The 17,550-nt window shown below is 72.4% G+C and carries 19 protein-coding genes; 16 read left to right on the plus strand and 3 right to left on the minus strand.

Annotated elements, in window-relative coordinates:
* Positions 1–20 precede the first annotated feature (20 nt).
* From OG509_RS22820 to glmM, 4 genes are all read left to right on the plus strand, one after another.
* Complete coding sequence (locus tag OG509_RS22820; protein WP_406184297.1) at positions 21–1,310, plus strand: glycosyltransferase family 87 protein; 1,290 nt, start codon at positions 21–23, stop codon at positions 1,308–1,310.
* Positions 1,311–1,540: 230 nt separating this feature from the next.
* Positions 1,541–1,984 carry a 50S ribosomal protein L13 gene (gene rplM / locus OG509_RS22825; RefSeq protein WP_030154717.1) on the plus strand — a complete coding sequence of 148 codons (444 nt, stop codon included), beginning with the start codon at positions 1,541–1,543 and terminating at the stop codon, positions 1,982–1,984.
* A gap of 42 nt (positions 1,985–2,026) precedes the next feature.
* The gene (gene rpsI / locus OG509_RS22830; protein WP_385582367.1) at positions 2,027–2,548 is read left to right on the plus strand and encodes a 30S ribosomal protein S9; all 522 of its coding nucleotides are present in this window, start codon (positions 2,027–2,029) and stop codon (positions 2,546–2,548) included.
* Positions 2,549–2,682: 134 nt separating this feature from the next.
* Positions 2,683–4,041 carry a phosphoglucosamine mutase gene (glmM, locus tag OG509_RS22835; RefSeq protein ID WP_406184299.1) on the plus strand — a complete coding sequence of 453 codons (1,359 nt, stop codon included), beginning with the start codon at positions 2,683–2,685 and terminating at the stop codon, positions 4,039–4,041.
* 98 nt (positions 4,042–4,139) lie between these two features.
* On the opposite strand, the gene OG509_RS22840 is transcribed toward glmM, so the two are convergent.
* Together OG509_RS22840 and coaA are read right to left on the minus strand one after the other, a co-directional pair.
* Positions 4,140–5,087: a DUF389 domain-containing protein gene (locus OG509_RS22840; RefSeq protein WP_406184300.1), complete on the minus strand. Its 948-nt coding sequence runs from the start codon at positions 5,085–5,087 to the stop codon at positions 4,140–4,142.
* Positions 5,088–5,112: 25 nt separating this feature from the next.
* Complete coding sequence (coaA, locus tag OG509_RS22845) at positions 5,113–6,105, minus strand: type I pantothenate kinase (protein WP_406184301.1); 993 nt, start codon at positions 6,103–6,105, stop codon at positions 5,113–5,115.
* Between the two features lie 261 nt (positions 6,106–6,366).
* On the opposite strand from coaA, the gene OG509_RS22850 reads away from it, so the two are divergent.
* The 8 genes from OG509_RS22850 (at position 6,367) to OG509_RS22885 (ending at position 14,186) form a co-directional block, all read left to right on the plus strand.
* Positions 6,367–7,095 (plus strand): hypothetical protein, encoded by a 729-nt coding sequence (locus tag OG509_RS22850; RefSeq protein ID WP_406184302.1) that lies wholly within the window; start codon positions 6,367–6,369, stop codon positions 7,093–7,095.
* Between the two features lie 105 nt (positions 7,096–7,200).
* Positions 7,201–9,048, plus strand: a complete 1,848-nt coding sequence (glmS, locus tag OG509_RS22855; RefSeq protein ID WP_406184303.1) for a glutamine--fructose-6-phosphate transaminase (isomerizing) — start codon at positions 7,201–7,203, stop codon at positions 9,046–9,048.
* Positions 9,049–9,066: 18 nt separating this feature from the next.
* The gene (locus OG509_RS22860; RefSeq protein WP_406184305.1) at positions 9,067–9,435 is read left to right on the plus strand and encodes a holo-ACP synthase; all 369 of its coding nucleotides are present in this window, start codon (positions 9,067–9,069) and stop codon (positions 9,433–9,435) included.
* A 50-nt stretch (positions 9,436–9,485) separates the two neighbouring features.
* Entirely contained in the window at positions 9,486–10,880 is a 1,395-nt protein-coding gene (locus OG509_RS22865) for an NAD(P)H-hydrate dehydratase (RefSeq protein WP_406184307.1), read from the plus strand.
* A gap of 127 nt (positions 10,881–11,007) precedes the next feature.
* Complete coding sequence (gene alr, locus OG509_RS22870; RefSeq protein WP_406184309.1) at positions 11,008–12,144, plus strand: alanine racemase; 1,137 nt, start codon at positions 11,008–11,010, stop codon at positions 12,142–12,144.
* Between the two features lie 18 nt (positions 12,145–12,162).
* A complete protein-coding gene (locus tag OG509_RS22875) occupies positions 12,163–13,362 on the plus strand; it encodes an alpha/beta fold hydrolase (protein WP_406184310.1) in 1,200 nt (399 codons plus the stop codon).
* On the plus strand, positions 13,298–13,858 hold the full coding sequence (gene tsaE / locus OG509_RS22880; RefSeq protein WP_406184312.1) for a tRNA (adenosine(37)-N6)-threonylcarbamoyltransferase complex ATPase subunit type 1 TsaE: 561 nt from the start codon (positions 13,298–13,300) through the stop codon (positions 13,856–13,858). The genes OG509_RS22875 and tsaE overlap by 65 nt, the downstream gene beginning before the upstream one ends.
* A gap of 145 nt (positions 13,859–14,003) precedes the next feature.
* Positions 14,004–14,186 carry a hypothetical protein gene (locus OG509_RS22885; RefSeq protein WP_406184313.1) on the plus strand — a complete coding sequence of 61 codons (183 nt, stop codon included), beginning with the start codon at positions 14,004–14,006 and terminating at the stop codon, positions 14,184–14,186.
* A 61-nt stretch (positions 14,187–14,247) separates the two neighbouring features.
* On the opposite strand, the gene OG509_RS22890 is transcribed toward OG509_RS22885, so the two are convergent.
* Positions 14,248–14,808: a hypothetical protein gene (locus tag OG509_RS22890; RefSeq protein WP_406184314.1), complete on the minus strand. Its 561-nt coding sequence runs from the start codon at positions 14,806–14,808 to the stop codon at positions 14,248–14,250.
* 163 nt (positions 14,809–14,971) lie between these two features.
* Here OG509_RS22890 and tsaB point away from each other — a divergent pair, with 163 nt between their 5' ends.
* The 4 genes from tsaB to OG509_RS22910 are packed head-to-tail and all read left to right on the plus strand — an operon-like array spanning position 14,972 to position 17,520.
* Positions 14,972–15,634: a tRNA (adenosine(37)-N6)-threonylcarbamoyltransferase complex dimerization subunit type 1 TsaB gene (gene tsaB, locus OG509_RS22895; protein ID WP_403725698.1), complete on the plus strand. Its 663-nt coding sequence runs from the start codon at positions 14,972–14,974 to the stop codon at positions 15,632–15,634.
* Positions 15,631–16,143 carry a ribosomal protein S18-alanine N-acetyltransferase gene (gene rimI / locus OG509_RS22900; protein WP_406184315.1) on the plus strand — a complete coding sequence of 171 codons (513 nt, stop codon included), beginning with the start codon at positions 15,631–15,633 and terminating at the stop codon, positions 16,141–16,143. Before tsaB ends, rimI begins: the two co-directional genes overlap by 4 nt.
* Positions 16,136–17,248 carry a tRNA (adenosine(37)-N6)-threonylcarbamoyltransferase complex transferase subunit TsaD gene (gene tsaD, locus OG509_RS22905; RefSeq protein ID WP_385582403.1) on the plus strand — a complete coding sequence of 371 codons (1,113 nt, stop codon included), beginning with the start codon at positions 16,136–16,138 and terminating at the stop codon, positions 17,246–17,248. Before rimI ends, tsaD begins: the two co-directional genes overlap by 8 nt.
* Positions 17,248–17,520, plus strand: coding sequence for a hypothetical protein (locus OG509_RS22910; protein ID WP_385582406.1), 273 nt, complete (start codon positions 17,248–17,250; stop codon positions 17,518–17,520). Before tsaD ends, OG509_RS22910 begins: the two co-directional genes overlap by 1 nt.
* Positions 17,521–17,550 lie beyond the last annotated feature (30 nt).

Below are 17,550 nucleotides of genomic sequence, written 5' to 3' on the forward strand. Positions count from 1 at the left end.
CGGGTCGATCGGGAGGCGTTGTGCGGCTGCGGCCTGACACCTGGCTCAGGGGATGGGACACCGTAAGGGATCCGGCGTTCGGGCACCGGCTGGTGGTCTGGCTGCTGCGGCCGGCGTCCGGGCCCTGGCAGGCCCTGGCCCTGGCCGTGGTGCTCGGCATCGCGGTTTCCACGAGCCTGCGGGAGAACTGGGGCTCGGACAACGCCTTCGTGGTCAAGGCCGCCGAGACGCTGCTGGCGGGCGGGTCCCCGTACGAGGACAAGCGGTTCCTCTACCTCCCGAGCGCCGTGATCATGGCCGTCCCGGAGGCGCTGCTGCCGATGCCGGTGCTGCGCTGGGTGCTCCCGCCGGCGATATCCGCCCTGCTGGCCATCGGGTGGTGGGCCGCGCTGCGGCTCTTCTCGGTGCCGGCGCGCTCCCGCTTCGCGGTCGGCGGGTTCGCGGCGCTGGCCCTGGCCTACAAGCCGTACGTGAACCTCGTGCTGATCTGCAACTGGACGGCCATATCGGCGGCCGCGCTGCCGGTGGCGCTGCTGCTCGCGCACCGCAGGGCGTGGGGGGCGGCCGGCCTGGTGGTGGGGCTGGCGATCGCCTGCAAGCCGATGCTGGTGCCGATCGGGCTGCTGTTCGTGCTGGCCCGGCAGTGGCGGGGGCTGGCCGCGGCCGTGCTGGTGCCGCTGGGGGCCTCGCTGGCGGGGGCGCTGCTGATGCCGAGCCCGTCGCTGTTCTTCACCAAGACCCTGCCGTTCCTCTTCCAGGGGCAGGACGCCTACGCCCTGCCCTGGGACGCCTCGCCGATCGCGGTGCTGCCGCGGCTGGGGGTGCCGGAGCCGGTGGCGGTGGCGTTGGCCTTCGCGGGGGCCGGAGCCGGGCTGTGGGGCGCCTGGCGGCGCTGGCGGCGGCCGGACGAGTCCGACCAGGGGCAGCTGCGGCTGGTGGAGACGGCCTGCATGGTGATGCTCGCCGCATTCCTGGTCTCCCGTCCCTCCTTCGACCACTACCTCCTGGTGGTGCTGCCGCTGCTGCTGGCCTCGGGGGTGCGGCCCGGCTCGATGCCCCGCTCGCCCTGGTTCTGGCTGGCCCTGACGCCCCAGATGGCCCTGATCCCATGGCCCTCGGAGCTGGCCCACAAGCGGCGCGCCTTCAAGGACTGCGCCACCCTGTGCGGGCTCGCGATTCTGCTGGCGCGTCGTGCGCTGCGCCCAGGTCGGGTTACTCTTGAGCCTGTAACAACTGCGGGGTCCCCATCCAGGACCGAACCGGAGTGCGCCGCGACGCCAGCAGAATCGGCATCGCGGATCGCGTTTTGACCCGTACGGGTCTGCTTGGGTATCCTGCTGGTTTGTTATGCGTATTGGCTTTCTCATTCTCACGTGAAAGGCCTTGCGCCGGTCCACCGGACCGATGACCAGCGGTTCACACGGGTTGCGTCCCTGTTGTGAACGAGGGCTGTCGTGATCGTCCGTGGTGACCCTGTCAGGACCTTCCCGTGGGGCTTGCGCCCGTGGGATACCACCACTGAAGAAGCGAAGGCATACGCGTGCGTACGTTCAGCCCCAAGCCCGGCGACATCTCGCGCCAGTGGCTCGTCATCGACGCCCAGGACGTTGTCCTCGGCCGTCTGGCGACCCAGGCCGCTGCCCTCCTGCGTGGCAAGCACAAGCCGACCTATGCGCCTCACATGGACATGGGCGACTTCGTCGTCATCATCAACGCCGACAAGGTTCACCTGTCCGGCAACAAGGCGTCGCAGAAGATGGCGTACCGCCACTCCGGTTTCCCGGGCGGTCTGCGTTCGGTGCGCTACGACGACCTCCTGGCGAACAACCCGGAGAAGGCCGTCGAGAAGGCCGTCAAGGGCATGCTCCCCAAGAACACCCTGGGCCGTCAGATGCTCTCGAAGCTGAAGGTCTACTCGGGCGACCAGCACCCCCACGCTGCCCAGCAGCCGGTGCCGTTCGAGATCACCCAGGTCGCGCAGTAGTTCCGGCCACCCCCTAAGACGTAGAAAATTCTGAGGAGCATCGTGGCCGAGACCACCGCCGAGACGACCCCCGTCGACGAGTTCGAGGGCAACGTCGAGGAGTACACCACCGAGTCTGTGGAAGCCGTCGAGGGCGACTACACCTCCGAGTCCCTTGCCGGTCGCTTCGGCGACCCCCAGCCGGCCGCCGGCCTGGGCCGTCGCAAGAACGCCATCGCCCGCGTCCGGATCGTTCCGGGCACCGGCAAGTGGAAGATCAACGGTCGCACCCTTGAGGACTACTTCCCCAACAAGGTGCACCAGCAGGAAGTCAACGAGCCGTTCAAGCTCCTCGAGCTCGACGGTCGCTACGACATCATCGCCCGCATCTCGGGTGGCGGCGTCTCCGGTCAGGCCGGTGCCCTGCGCCTCGGCGTGGCCCGTGCGCTGAACGAGGCGGACGTCGACAACAACCGCCCGGCGCTGAAGAAGGCCGGCTTCCTTTCCCGCGACGACCGTGCGGTCGAGCGCAAGAAGGCCGGTCTCAAGAAGGCCCGTAAGGCTCCGCAGTACAGCAAGCGTTAATCTGCGCCTGCTGTTCAGCAACAAACCGCCCCGGCAGCACTCTCTGTGCTGTCGGGGCGGTTCGTTTACCGCCACAAGCGGCAAATACATGTCACAAGCGGTCACAAACGAAGCGTGAACTCGGGAGGACAACAGTGGGACAACTCTTCGGGACGGACGGTGTACGCGGCGTCGCCAACGCGGATCTGACGGCTGAGCTCGCGCTCGGCCTCTCCGTGGCAGCTGCCCACGTACTCGCCGAAGCGGGCACCTTCGCGGGCCACCGCGCGACCGCGGTCGTCGGCCGCGACCCGCGCGCCTCCGGCGAATTCCTGGAGGCCGCGGTCGTCGCGGGCCTCGCGAGCGCGGGCGTGGACGTCCTGCGCGTCGGTGTGCTGCCCACCCCGGCGGTGGCGTATCTCACCGGTGCGCTGGGTGCCGACCTCGGCGTGATGCTCTCGGCCAGCCACAACGCGATGCCCGACAACGGCATCAAGTTCTTCGCCCGCGGCGGCCACAAGCTCGCCGACGAGCTTGAGGACCGCATCGAGGCCGTCTACGAGGAGCACCGCACCGGCGCCCCCTGGGACCGGCCCACCGGCGCCGGCGTCGGGCGCGTCTCCGACTACGACGAGGGCTTCGACAAGTACGTCGCCCACCTCATCGGGGTCCTCCCGAACCGCCTCGAAGGGCTCAAGATCGTCCTGGACGAGGCGCACGGCGCGGCCGCCCGCGTCTCGCCCGAGGCCTTCACCCGGGCGGGAGCCGAGATCGTCACCATCGGCGCCGAGCCCGACGGCCTCAACATCAACGACGGCTGCGGCTCAACCCACCTGGGGCTCCTCAAGCAGGCCGTGGTCGAGCACTCCGCCGACCTCGGCATCGCGCACGACGGCGACGCGGACCGCTGCCTCGCGGTCGACGCCACCGGCGCCGAGATCGACGGCGACCAGATCCTCGCGGTGCTGGCCCTGGCCATGCGCGAGGCCGGCCAGCTGCGCGGCAACACCGTCGTCGGCACCGTGATGTCCAACCTCGGCTTCAAGCTGGCCATGGAGGGCGAGGGCATCGAGGTCGTGCAGACCGGCGTCGGCGACCGGTACGTGCTGGAGTCGATGAAGGAACACGGCTACGCGCTCGGCGGCGAGCAGTCCGGCCACGTGATCATCCTCGACCACGCCACGACCGGCGACGGCACGCTCACCGGCCTGCTGCTCGCGGCGCGCATCGCGGCCACGGGCCGCTCGCTCGCCGATCTCGCGGGTGTCATGCGGCGGCTGCCGCAGGTGCTGATCAACGTCCCCGACGTGGACAAGTCGCGGGTCGCGACCTCCGGGGAGCTGGCCGCCGCCGTCGCCGACGCCGAGCGCGAGCTGGGCACCACCGGGCGGGTGCTGCTCCGTCCGTCCGGTACCGAGCCGCTCGTACGGGTCATGGTCGAGGCCGCCGACATCGAGCAGGCCCGCGCGGTCGCCGGGCGGCTGGCGGACGCCGTGAAGTCGGCGCTCGGCTAGACGGGCCGAGGTCCTTCGTACGTCGGCCCCGCCCTCCCGGTGATCCCGGAGGGCGGGGCCGACGGCGTTCGCGGCGGCCGCTGTGGAAGACCGGTCGCTCAGGTCTTGGGCCGGCGGGACCAGCGGCCGCGCTGGGTCCGCCACAGCGCCTTCTGTGCGTACAGGGTGAGGACGCCCGCCAGCATGATCCCGCCCAGGTTCAGCAGCAGCTGCTCCGCCGACCCCCACATCTGGGCGAACTCCCCGTAGCTGAGGGCCACGGCGGCGTTCGCGCCCGCCGGGACGGTCGTCACCGAGATGGCGACGCCCACCAGCGCCCCGGACTTGGCGGAGGTCAGGGACAGCACCCCGGCCACGCCCGCGAGCAGCGACACCACGAAGGAGAACGAGTCCGGCTGCCAGATGAAGCCGGTGTTCGGGCGGGGCCGGTCGAGTATCCCCGCGTGGAACTGCCCGATGGCGTCCATCCCCAGGCTGAAGAAGGTGGTGGCGGCGATCGCCACCGCGAAACCGATCAGCAGCGCGCCGAGGGACCGCAGCGCGAGCCGCGGTTCGCGCTGCACCACGCCGGTGCAGACTCCGGCGAGCGGACCGAACTCCGGGCCGACCGCCATGGCGCCCACGATCAGGATCGCGTTGTCGAGGACCACACCGCAGGCCGCGATCATCGTCGCGAGGATCATGAACGCGACGTACGTGATGGTGAGGGTCGACTCCTCGTGGGTCGCCTCCGTCAGCTGCTCCCACAGCACCGCGTCGGCGGCCTCGCCCGGGGCCTCCTCCTCGGCCGCGTCGGCGCGCCGGGACAACGACAGGTCGATGTTCTCGACGGCGATCGAGCCGTCCTTCTCGATGCCCAGTCGCTGGAGCTCCTGCAGCAGCTCGTCCCCCGCCTCGCGGGCGACGTCGCACAGCACGAGGTCGCCGCGCGGATCGCGGGCGGCGCCCGGCAGTACGACCAGATGGGTGGTGCCCACCGTCGATTCGATGACCGAGACCACGGCGTCGGTCCGGTCGGCCGGGGTGATCAACCGAAGGTGCAGCATGGCCGCACCATAGCCGCCGACGGGGTCAGAGCTTGCGGAGACTGAGCTTCTGGACCTTGTGGTCCGGGCCCTTGCGGACGACCAGCGTCGCGCGGCCGCGGGTGGGGGCGACGTTCTCCAGGAGGTTGGGCTTGTTGATCGTGCGCCACATGGTCTGCGCGTACTCCACGGCCTCCTCCTCGGAGACCTGGGTGTACTTGCGGAAGTAGGAGAAGGGATTCTGGAACGCGGTCTCGCGCAGCTTCCGGAACCGGTTGAGGTACCAGCGCTCGATGTCCTCGGGCCGGGCGTCCACGTACACGCTGAAGTCGAAGTAGTCGGCGAGCGCGACGCGCGTACGGCCGTCCTTGCCGGGCAGGGCCGGCTGCAGGACGTTGAGCCCCTCGACGATCAGGATGTCGGGGCGGCGTACGACGAGCTGCTCACCGGGGACGATGTCGTAGATCAGGTGCGAGTAGACCGGGGCGCTGACCTCGTCCTTGCCCGCCTTGATGTCCGCGACGAAGCGGGTGAGCGCGCGGCGGTCGTACGACTCCGGGAAGCCCTTGCGGGCGGTCAGCCCGCGCCGCTGGAGCTCCTTCATGGGGTAGAGGAAGCCGTCGGTGGTGACCAGCTCGACGCGGGGGTGCTCGGGCCAGCGGGCGAGCAGGGCCTGGAGGAGGCGGGCCACGGTGGACTTGCCGACGGCGACGGAGCCGGCGACCCCTATGACGAAGGGGGTGCCCTGCTGGGCGCCGTGGCCGTTGCCGGCGTCGCCGAGGAAGGTGTTGAGGGTGCCTCGGAGGTTGCTCGTGGCGCCGACGTAGAGGTTGAGAAGGCGGGAGAGCGGCAGGTAGACGTCCCGGACCTCGTCGAGGTCGATGACGTCGCCGAGACCGCGCAGCCGCTCGACCTCCTCGGCGGTGAGGGGGAGCGGGGTCCGCTCGCGCAGCGCGCTCCACTCGTCGCGGGTGAGGTCGACGTACGGGGAGACCTCGGCCCGGCGGTGGGGTCGCTCGGGGCGGTCGGGGCGCTCCATCGCGCTCTCCGGCGGCGTGCTTCGTGGCGGCGAAGTGATCACAGGGCCATTGTCGTGGCTCGGGGGCGGTTGTGGGTGGTGGGGTCGGTCACGTGGCGGAGGGCGGGCCGGGAGGGTTTCGCCCCGGTCACGATCGGCGGCACGCCGAGGAAAATGGTCCGACCTTGATCGGATCGCCGCGTAGATTTGCCGGTCGAAGCGGCTCGGCTCAGGCCTGGTGCCGCTGTTTTCGTTTGCTGTGTGTTCTGGGGGAGATCTTTCGTGCGTAGCACCCTTGTCCGTCGTACCGTCCTGACCGCTTCCGCGGTGTCCCTGGCCCTGCTGGCCACCGCCTGCGGCTCCGACAAGTCGGACGCCAAGGTGGGCGGCGCCACGCCGACCCCCTCCGCCCCGGCGTCGGCGGCGGCGCAGGCGAAGACGGACGCCGAGCTGGGCGGGCTGCTGGTGACGCAGGCCGAGCTGCCGACCCACGCGGTCCGGGCGGCCACCCCGGCCGAGCTCGCGGCGGCGGCCAGTGCCGGGAGCGACAAACCCGAGTGCCTGCCGCTGGTCAAGGCGCAGTCCACGGCCCCGGTCGGCACCCCGGTGGGCAGGGCGGGCACCAAGGCGGTCGCCCTGCCGAAGTCCGCTGGCGACGTCCTGGGCGCCACCGTCACGTCCATCGCCCTCGCCTCGTACGAGGGCAAGGGCGCCGACGCGGCCTTCGCTTCGGTCAAGGCCGCGGCCACGGCCTGCGCCGGCGGTTACACGGGCAGTCAGTCCGGCGACTCCCTCAAGATCTCCAAGGTGGTCCCGGGCGCCCCGGTCACCGCGGGCGACGAGGCGCTCGCCTACACCGCGGTGGCCGACGTGGACGGCGAGAAGGCCTCCACGGAGCTCGTGGTCGTGCGCAAGGGCAACATCATCGCCACCTTTTCGGCCGTGAGCCCGAGCGGCTCCGCCGAGCAGCCGAAGGCCGTCGTCGAGATCCAGGCCAAGAAGCTCGGCTGACCGTCCGAAACATGCGTCAACCCGCTCCGGCGTATTCGCGGGGGCGGGTTTTTCGTCTTGTTCAGGTACGGGGCACGGAGCCGACATCCGCGTACGCTGCGCCGTATGTGCGGAATTGTGGGTTACGTGGGAGCGCAGTCGGCGCTCGATGTGGTCATCGCCGGACTCAAGCGGCTGGAGTACCGCGGCTACGACTCGGCGGGGGTCGCCGTGCTCGCGGACGGGGGGCTGGTCGCCGCCAAGAAGGCCGGAAAACTGGTCAATCTGGAGAAGGAACTGGTCGGGCATCCGCTGCCGGCCGGTTCCACGGGACTCGGGCACACCCGCTGGGCCACCCACGGCGGGCCCACCGACGTCAACGCCCACCCGCACCTCGACAACGCGGGCCGGGTGGCCGTCGTCCACAACGGCATCATCGAGAACTTCGCCGCCCTGCGCGCCGAACTGGCCGAGCGCGGGCACCGGCTGGAGTCGGAGACGGACACCGAGGTGGTCGCCCACCTGCTGGCCGAGCGGTTCGAGGCCGGCGGGGACCTCGCGGAGGCCATGCGGCAGGTGTGCCGGCGGCTGGAGGGCGCGTTCACGCTGGTCGCGGTGCACGCCGACGCGCCGGACGTGGTGGTCGGGGCCCGCCGGAACTCCCCCCTGGTGGTGGGCGTTGGGGAGGGTGAGAACTTCCTCGCCTCGGACGTGGCCGCGTTCATCGCCCACACCCGGTCCGCGATCGAGCTGGGGCAGGACCAGGTCGTCGAGCTCCGCCGCGACGGGGTCACGGTGACCGACTTCGCCGGTGCGCCCGCGTCCGTGCGGGCGTACCACGTGGACTGGGACGCCTCGGCGGCCGAAAAGGGGGGCTATGACTACTTCATGCTCAAGGAGATCGCGGAGCAGCCGAAGGCTGTCGCCGACACCCTCCTGGGCAGGATCGACGCGAGCGGCTCGCTGAGCCTGGACGAGGTGCGCATCCCCGTCTCGGTGCTCAGGGAGGTCGACAAGGTCGTGATCGTGGCGTGCGGTACGGCGTACCACGCGGGCATGATCGCGAAGCTGGCCATCGAGCACTGGACCCGCATCCCGTGCGAGACGGAGCTGGCCAGCGAGTTCCGCTACCGCGACCCGATCCTGGACCAGCGGACGCTGGTGGTCGCGATCTCGCAGAGCGGCGAGACCATGGACACCCTGATGGCGCTGCGGCACGCGCGCGAACAGGGGGCCAAGGTGCTGGCCATCTGCAATACGAACGGGTCGACGATCCCGCGCGAATCGGATGCGGTGCTGTACACGCACGCCGGTCCGGAGGTGGCCGTCGCCTCGACCAAGGCGTTCCTGACGCAGCTGGTGGCCTGCTATCTGGTCGCGCTGTACCTCGGGCAGGTGCGGGGTACGAAGTGGGGCGACGAGATCGAGACGGTGATCCGCGAGCTGTCCGACATCGCCGCGGCCGTGGACACGGTACTGGAGACCATGGAGCCGGTCCGGGAGCTGGCGCGTTCGCTGGCGGACAAGGACACCGTGCTGTTCCTCGGCCGGCACGTCGGGTACCCGGTGGCGCTGGAGGGCGCGCTCAAGCTCAAGGAGCTGGCGTACATGCACGCCGAGGGCTTCGCGGCGGGCGAGCTCAAGCACGGGCCGATCGCGCTGATCGAGAAGGACCTGCCGGTGGTGGTGGTCGTGCCGTCGCCGCGCGGGCGCTCCGTGCTGCACGACAAGATCGTGTCGAACATCCAGGAGATCCGGGCCCGCGGGGCGCGGACCATCGTGATCGCGGAGGAGGGAGACCACGCGGTCGTCCCGTACGCCGACCACCTGATCCGGATCCCGGCGACGCCGACGCTGCTCCAGCCGCTGGTGGCGACGGTGCCCCTGCAGGTCTTCGCGTGCGAACTGGCCACGGCGCGGGGGAACGAGGTGGACCAGCCGCGTAACCTCGCAAAGTCTGTAACCGTGGAGTGAGCGAAGCGAGTTGGCGTTGTGATTATCGGAGTGGGAATCGACGTTGCCGAGATCGATCGGTTCGGTGAGTCGCTGGCCCGGACGCCGCAACTGGCGCAGCGGCTGTTCGTCGACTCCGAGTTGACGCTGCCGAGCGGCGAGCGGCGCGGGATCGCCTCGCTCGCCGCCCGGTTCGCGGCCAAGGAGGCCCTCGCCAAGGCGCTCGGCGCGCCCGGCGGGATGCTGTGGACCGACGCCGAGGTGTACGTCGAGGAGACCGGGCAGCCGCGCGTGCGGGTGTCGGGGACGGTCGAGGCCAGGGCGGTGGCGCTGGGCGTGAAGTCCTGGCACATCTCCCTGAGCCACGACGCGGGCATCGCCTCGGCCGTGGTGATCGCCGAGGGATAGCCCCGCGTTCCCCGGCCCGGGGACGGGGGATGTCCGGCAGGCTGGGTGTCATGCGTACTGCTTACAGCGTGGAGACCGTACGGGCCGCCGAGCGCGAGCTGATGGCGCGACTGCCGGAGGGCGCCCTGATGCAGCGCGCGGCGGCCGGGCTGGCCGCCGTCTGCGCCGGACTGCTGCGGCGGGTGTACGGGGCGCGCGTCGTGCTGCTCGTCGGGCCCGGGGACAACGGCGGCGACGCGCTGTACGCGGGCGCCCGGCTGGCCCGGCGCGGCGCCGGGGTGACCGCCGTACCGATGGATCCGGAGCGGGTGCACGCGGGCGGGCTGCGGGCGCTGCTGGCCGCCGGGGGCCGGGTCGAGCAGGCCGTTCCCGGCCGGGCGGACCTCGTACTGGACGGGCTCGTCGGCATCGGCGGCCGCGGCGGGCTGCGGCCGGCCGCGGCGGCGCTGGTGGAGCGGATCCCGGCCGGTGCCCCCGTCGTCGCGGTGGACCTGCCGAGCGGGGTCGACGCGGACACCGGCGAGGTGGCCGGAGCGGCCGTCCACGCCGATGTCACGGTGACCTTCGGGGCGTACAAGCCGGGGCTGCTCATCGACCCGGGCGCCTCGCGCACGGGCGCGCTGCGCCTGGTGGACATCGGGCTGTCGCTGCCGGACCCGGACGCGGAGGCCCTGCAGCACGCCGATGTGGCGGCGCTGCTGCCGGCTCCGACGGCGTCGAGCGACAAGTACCGGCGGGGCGTCGTCGGCATCGTCGCCGGGTCGGTGCAGTACCCGGGCGCGGCGGTGCTCGCCGTCGCGGGGGCGCTGCGCGGCGGCGCGGGCGCCGTGCGCTACGTCGGCCCGGCGGCGGACGCGGTGCTGGCGCGGTACCCCGAGACGCTGATCGGGCGGGGCCGGGTGCAGGCGTGGGTGGTCGGCCCGGGGCTGGGCGAGGGCCGGGCGGCGGAGGTCGCCGGGGCCTTGGCCGACCCGGTGCCGGTGCTGGTGGACGCGGACGGGCTGCGCGGGCTGGATCCGGCGGTGCTGCGGGCCCGGCCGGCCGAGACCCTGCTGACCCCGCACGCGGGGGAGGCGGCGGCGCTGCTCGGGGTGGACCGCGAGGCGGTGGAGTCGGGCCGGCTGTCGTCCGTACGCTCCCTGGCGGCGCGGTACGGGGCCACGGCCCTGCTGAAGGGATCGACGACGCTGGTGTCGCGCGCCGGGGGCGGCCCGGTCCGGGTCAACCCGACGGGCACCCCGTGGCTGGCGACCGCGGGCAGCGGCGACGTCCTGTCGGGCCTGGCGGGATCCCTGCTGGCCTCGGGGCTGGCGGCGCCGGACGCCGCGTCGGTGGCGGCGTACGTGCACGGCCTGGCGGGCCGCCGGGCCGCCTCCGGAGCCCCGCTCCTCGCCCAGCAGATCGCGGAGTCCCTCCCGGACGCCTGGCGCGACATCCGCGGGTAGGCCGTGACGTGGACACCCCCCGGGCCTACCACCCCTGATGCGTCATCAGGGGTGAAAATCGTCCAATATGTCGACGTGTGAACGGCGGTCGCGCAGGCCATGGCCTCGCTCTGAGAGACTGGGGGCGATGAACGAGACACCGACGCGCGTGTACGCCGAGATCGATCTTGACGCCGTACGGGCGAACGTACGCGCCCTGCGCGCGCGGGCACCCCGGGCCGAGCTGATGGCCGTCGTCAAGGCGGACGCCTATGGCCACGGCGCGATCCCCTGCGCCCGCGCGGCCCAGGACGCCGGTGCCACCTGGCTCGGAACCGCCACCCCCGAGGAGGCGCTCGCCCTGCGCGCCGCCGGGATCGCCGGACCGCTCCTGTGCTGGCTGTGGACCCCCGGCGGGCCGTGGCAGGCGGCCGTCGAGGCCGACGTGGACATCTCCGTCAGCGGGATGTGGGCCCTCGACGAGGTGCGCAAGGCCGCGCTCGCCGCCGGCCGCACGGCCAGGATCCAGCTCAAGGCCGACACCGGCCTGGGCCGGAGCGGCTGCCAGCCCGCCGACTGGGCCGAGCTGGTCGGCGCGGCCGTCGCCGCCCAGGCCGAGGGCACCGTCAAGATCACCGGCCTCTGGTCGCACTTCGCCTGCGCCGACGAGCCCGGCCACCCCTCCATCCCGCTCCAGCTGGCCTCCTTCCGCGAGATGCTGGCGTACGCCGAGAAGGAGGGCGTGGAGCCCGAGGTCCGGCACATCGCCAACTCGCCCGCGACCCTGACCCTGCCCGAGAGCCACTTCGACCTCGTCCGCTGCGGCCTCGCCGTCTACGGCGTCTCGCCGGCCCCCGAGCTCGGCACCGCCGAGGAGCTGGGCCTGCGGCCCGCCATGACCCTCAAGGCCTCCGTGGCGCTGGTCAAGACCGTGCCCGCCGGCCACGGGGTGAGCTACGGGCACCACTACGTCACCGAGACCGAGACGAACCTCGCCCTCATCCCCGCCGGATACGCCGACGGCATCCCCCGGCACGCCTCCGGCAGCGGGCCCGTCTCCGTCGGCGGCAAGGTCCGCCGCGTCGCCGGCCGCGTCGCCATGGACCAGTTCGTCGTCGACCTGGGCGGTGACCTGGTACGCGCCGGGGACGAGGCCGTCCTCTTCGGCACCGGCGAGCACGGCGAGCCCACCGCCGAGGACTGGGCTCAAGCGGCACACACGATCGCCTATGAGATCGTCACCCGTATCGGGGCGCGCGTACCCCGGGTCTACCTGGGCGGCTGAGGGCTGAGTGAGGACGGCGTGAGCGAGAACTGGCGCAAGGCAGGCTGGGCCGGCGCCGCGATCGGCGTGATAGCCGCAGGCGCGGCGGCCGGGGTCGCGGTCGAACGGATCACGGTCGGACGCGGCATGCGCCGCAAGGCGCGCCTCGCGCTCGACGCCACCGGCGACTACGGCTCGCTGCGCGGGACGCCGGGAGCCTGCTACGCCGAGGACGGCACCGAGCTCTACTACGAGGTCGACGAGCCGCCCGAGGGCCCCAAGAAGCGGGGTCGGCTGCGCCGCAAGGACCCGGCCGCTCCGACCGTCGTGTTCTGCCACGGTTACTGCCTCGCCCAGGACTCCTGGCACTTCCAGCGCTCCGCCCTGCGCGGACTGGTCCGCTCCGTGTACTGGGACCAGCGCAGCCACGGCCGCAGCGCGCGCGGTTTCGCCCAGGCCGACGGCGAGCGCGTGAGCATCGACCAGCTCGGCCGCGATCTGAAGACCGTCATCGACGCCGCCGCGCCCGAGGGCCCGCTGATCCTGGTGGGCCACTCGATGGGCGGTATGACGATCATGGCGCTGGCCGAGCAGTTCCCCGAGCTGATCCGCGACCGGGTGATCGGCGTGGCCCTGGTCGGCACGTCCAGCGGCCACCTCGACCAGGTCACGTACGGGCTCCCCTCGGTCGGCATGGGGGCCGTACGGCGCATCCTGCCGCCCGTGCTCAAGGCGCTCGGCTCGCAGGTGGAGCTGGTCGAGAAGGGCCGCCGGGCCACCGCCGACCTCTTCGCCGGCATGATCAAGATGTACTCGTTCGGCGCCCCCCGCGAGGTGGACCCGGGGGTCGCGCGCTTCGCCGAGCGGCTCATCGAGGCCACCCCGATCGACGTGGTCGCCGAGTTCTACCCGGCCTTCCAGATCCACGACAAGAGCGCCGCCCTCCAGCGGTTCGCCGACATCCCCGTCACCGTCATCGCCGGCGACCGCGACATGGTCACCCCCGCCGCGCACAGCCAGGCCATCAAGGACGCGCTGCCGGCCGCCGAGCTCGTGGTCCTGGAGTCCGCCGGTCACCTGATGATGCTGGAGTACCCCGACACGGTGACCGGGCTGCTGACCGACCTGCTGGCGCGCACCGGTGCGGTGCCCGCAGCGGCTAACGTTGGCGGGCATGGAAGAAGTACCGCTGGAAGCGCCACGAGCACCACACAGTCAGGCACCGCAGCAGGGAACTGAGGCGGCCGACGCCGAGGCGCGCATCACCGTCGACTCGCCCGAGGCCATGCAGGAGCTGGGCCGCACCCTCGCCGGCCTGCTCCGCCCCGGCGACCTCGTCCTGCTGACCGGGGAGCTCGGCGCGGGCAAGACCACGCTGACCCGGGGCCTGGGCGAGGGGCTGGGCGTACGGGGCGCCGTGACCTCGCCGACCTTCGTGATCGCCCGGGTCCACCCCTCGCTGAGCGGCGGGCCGGCGCTGGTCCACGTGGACGCGTACCGGCTGGGCGGCGGGCTGGACGAGATGGAGGACCTGGACCTCGACGTCTCGCTGCCCGAATCCGTGGTCGTCGTGGAATGGGGCGACGGAAAGGTCGAGGAGCTCTCCGACGACCGGCTGCACGTGGTGATCGCGCGGGCGGTCGGCCACGAGGAGGTCCTGGACGACGTACGGGAGGTCTCGGTGCGCGGGATCGGGGCGCGCTGGTCCGCGCCGGGCGCGCTGGCGGCGCTGTAGCCCGCTGCCCCGGAGACGCCGTCCCGGAAAACGTACCGACAACTCGTCGGCAAGATATTGCGCCGACGGAGTCCGACGTGGTGACATGGTACGGAGGGCTGGTTAGGTTTACCTAAGTACGGGCCGGCCCAGGCCAGGAGGAGCCATGTCCGCAGCAGGAGTGCAGCGCGACCCCCGCCCGTCCGTCGTGTCCATGGGGGCGCTGCTCGCCGCGGGCGCGGCAGCCACCGCCGTCTCGACGCCTCCCGTGCGGGGGGCCTCGGACGCGCCCGGGGCCGAATCCGTGGACGTACGCGAACAGGCCGCCCCGGAGTCCGAGGCGGCCTGAGAAGCCTGTAGTCCGTACGGGTGAATCAGCGGCGGTGGCTTCGGCGGTCGGCGGTCGCCGGTCAGGGAAGGACGACGACCTTCGAGTTGATCGTCGCGAAGGCCCACATGGCATCGCCGTCGGCCCGCGCCATCCGGATGCCGCCGGTCTTCTTGCTCTGGTCGGGCTCCGGCATCTGGCCGTCCACCCGGGAGCTGAACCCGACCACGACCCCCTCGGCGGTGGCGAACCGTACGACGTGCTCGATCGGCACCCCGTCCGAGCCGGTGACCGCGCCCGAGCGCGAGTTCACCAGGTACGTGCCCGGCTTCGGGTGCGCCGTACTGGGCTTGACCGTGAACGACTTCGGCTCCTGACCGCCCTCGCCGACAAGCCACACCCGCTTCTGGCTCACCGAGTACACGACGCGCGAACCGGTGCCCGATTCGGCCGGCACGGCCACCGGCTTCGCCTGCTCGGCCGCGTGCGCGGACGGTACCGGGGAAGGGGCCGCGGGCGGCGCGGCCGCCGCCTTCGGGGGATGCGCGGGCGCGGTCGCGGAGGCCTGGTAACCGAGGAAGCCGACGGCGGCGATCGCCACCACGGTGAGCCCGGCCACGATTCCCGAGCTGCTGCGTGCCACCTTGCTCCACCTCTCCCGTGCTTCCCCTGTTGCCGGAGCGCCTGCCGGGCAGCGCCTGCGTGCCCCGGCCCGGCCCCGGCCGATACCTGGGTCGAAGGTAGCAGCCGGGGTGCCCCGTGACCGGCCGCGAGGGCCCGGGCCCCCGGAGTCGTAGGCTGTTCGCGTGCTCTTGCTCGCTGTAGATACCGCCACGCCCGCCGTCACCGTCGCCCTGCACGACGGCGAGTCCGTCCTCGCCGAGTCGAACCAGGTCGACGCCCGCCGCCACGGGGAGCTCCTGCTGCCCTCCGTCGACAAGGTGCTCGCGGAGGCCGGGCTGAAGCTCGACGCCCTCACCGGCATCGTCGTCGGGGTCGGCCCCGGCCCCTACACCGGGCTGCGCGTCGGCCTCGTCACCGCCTCCACCTTCGCCACCGTGCTCGGCATCCCCGTGCACGGCCTGTGCACCCTCGACGGGCTCGCGTACGCCGCGGGCGCCGCCGGGATCGAGGGCCCCTTCACCGTCGCCACCGACGCGCGGCGCAAGGAGGTCTACTGGGCCCGGTACGAGGACCCGCGCACGCGTGTCGGCGAGCCCGCCGTGGACCGCCCGGCCGACATCGCCGAGCGGGTCGCCGGGGTGCCCGCGGTGGGCCAGGGCGCGCTGCTGTACCCGGACGTCTTCACGGACGCGCGGGCCCCCGAGCACCAGAGCGCCGCCGCGCTCGCCTCCCTGGCCGTGGAACGGCTGGCGGCGGGCGAGGAGTTCCTGCCTCCGACGCCGCTCTACCTGCGCCGGCCCGATGCGCAGGTGCCCAAGAACTACAAGGTGGTCACCCCGCAGTGACGGCACCGACAGCGGTACTGCGCGAGATGCGCTGGTGGGACATCGAGCCGGTGCTGGAACTGGAGCACGAGCTGTTCCCCGAGGACGCCTGGTCCGCGGGCATGTTCTGGTCCGAGCTCGCCCACGCCCGCGGCCCGCGCGCCACCCGCCGCTACGTGGTCGCGGAAGACCCGGATTCCGGCCGCCTGGTCGGCTACGCCGGGCTGGCAGCCGCCGGTGACCTGGCCGACGTACAGACCATCGCGGCCGCGCGCGACCAGTGGGGGACCGGGCTCGGCGCCCGGCTCCTCACCGACCTGCTGCGCGCCGCCACCGCGTTCGAGTGCGCCGAGGTGCTGCTGGAGGTACGGGTGGACAACACCCGGGCCCAGAAGCTCTACGAGCGCTTCGGCTTCGAGCCGATCGGCTTCCGGCGGGGCTACTACCAGCCCGGCAACGTGGACGCGCTCGTGATGCGCCTGACCGACCCCGCACAAGCGACGACTGAAAGCACTGAGAGCAATGGCTGACGAACCGCTCGTCCTCGGCATCGAGACCTCCTGCGACGAGACCGGCGTCGGCGTGGTCCGCGGCACCACCCTGCTGGCCGACGCGATCGCCTCCAGCGTCGACGAGCACGCCCGCTTCGGCGGCGTCGTGCCCGAGGTGGCCTCCCGGGCGCACCTGGAGGCGATGGTCCCGACCATCGAGCGCGCCCTGAAGGAGGCCGGGGTCAGCGCCCGCGACCTCGACGGGATCGCCGTCACGGCGGGTCCCGGCCTCGCGGGGGCCCTGCTGGTGGGCGTCTCGGCGGCCAAGGCGTACGCGTACGCGCTCGGCAAGCCGCTCTACGGGGTGAACCACCTGGCCTCGCACATCTGCGTGGACCAGCTGGAGCACGGGCCGCTGCCGGAGCCGACGATGGCGCTGCTGGTCTCCGGCGGGCACTCCTCGCTGCTGCTCGCACCGGACATCACCTCCGACGTACGGCCGCTGGGCGCGACCATCGACGACGCGGCAGGCGAGGCCTTCGACAAGATCGCGCGCGTGCTGCAGCTGGGCTTCCCCGGTGGCCCGGTCATCGACCGGCTCGCCCGCGAGGGCGACCCGAAGGCGATCAACTTCCCGCGCGGGCTGACGGGGCCGCGCGACGCGGCGTACGACTTCTCCTTCTCCGGCCTCAAGACGGCGGTCGCCCGCTGGATCGAGGCGAAGCGGAACGCGGGCGAGGAGGTGCCGGTGCGCGATGTGGCGGCGTCCTTCCAGGAGGCCGTGGTGGACGTGCTGACCCGCAAGGCGATCCGCGCGTGCAAGGACGAGGGCGTCGACCACCTGATGATCGGCGGCGGTGTGGCGGCCAATTCCCGGCTGCGCTCGCTGGCGCAGGAGCGCTGCGACGACGCGGGGATCATCCTGCGGGTGCCGCGGCCGAAGCTGTGCACGGACAACGGCGCGATGGTGGCGGCACTGGGCGCGGAGATGGTCAAGCGGAACCGGCCGGCCTCGGACTGGGACCTGTCGGCGGACTCCTCGCTGCCGGTGACGGACCCGCACGTGCCGGGTACCTCGCACGCGCACTCCCACGACCACGATCACGACCACGTGCACGAGCTGAGCAAGGACAACCTGTACTGATGAGCACCGTCGCGCTGATGTGGGAGGCCCGGGCCGCCACCGGGCGGGGCAACGAGCTGCTGGAGTGGGCCCGTTCGCAGGTGCTGGAGCGCGAGCCGGTGCGCCGCGAGCTCCTGCGGGCCCCGCAGGACCGGGTGTTGGTCGTCACATGGTGGGAGGCGGCCGAGGGCGTGGCGGCGCAGCTGCCCGAACTCCCGGAGCCCGCAGCCGACCTGATCACCCGCCCGGTGCACCGCTGGCGGTTCGAGTCGGTGGAGACCAGCGGGACCTGACACGCGAGGCGTGCTCCAGCGGCTTGTGAG

The sequence above is a fragment of the Streptomyces sp. NBC_01006 genome (genome assembly GCF_045162725.1).
Lineage (GTDB): Bacteria > Actinomycetota > Actinomycetes > Streptomycetales > Streptomycetaceae > Streptomyces.

What these genes read in the sequence shown, in the direction of transcription:
- glmS (WP_406184303.1), top strand. Translation starts at nt 7,201, where the DNA reads ATGTGCGGAATTGTGGGTTACGTGGGAGCGCAGTCGGCGCTCGATGTG.
- tsaD (WP_385582403.1), top strand. Translation starts at nt 16,136, where the DNA reads ATGGCTGACGAACCGCTCGTCCTCGGCATCGAGACCTCCTGCGACGAG.
- coaA (WP_406184301.1), bottom strand. Translation starts at nt 6,105, where the DNA reads ATGGAGCGCCCCGACCGCCCCGAGCGACCCCACCGCCGGGCCGAGGTC.
- OG509_RS22840 (WP_406184300.1), bottom strand. Translation starts at nt 5,087, where the DNA reads ATGCTGCACCTTCGGTTGATCACCCCGGCCGACCGGACCGACGCCGTG.
- OG509_RS22865 (WP_406184307.1), top strand. Translation starts at nt 9,486, where the DNA reads ATGCGTACTGCTTACAGCGTGGAGACCGTACGGGCCGCCGAGCGCGAG.
- OG509_RS22885 (WP_406184313.1), top strand. Translation starts at nt 14,004, where the DNA reads ATGTCCGCAGCAGGAGTGCAGCGCGACCCCCGCCCGTCCGTCGTGTCC.
- alr (WP_406184309.1), top strand. Translation starts at nt 11,008, where the DNA reads ATGAACGAGACACCGACGCGCGTGTACGCCGAGATCGATCTTGACGCC.
- tsaE (WP_406184312.1), top strand. Translation starts at nt 13,298, where the DNA reads ATGGAAGAAGTACCGCTGGAAGCGCCACGAGCACCACACAGTCAGGCA.
- OG509_RS22910 (WP_385582406.1), top strand. Translation starts at nt 17,248, where the DNA reads ATGAGCACCGTCGCGCTGATGTGGGAGGCCCGGGCCGCCACCGGGCGG.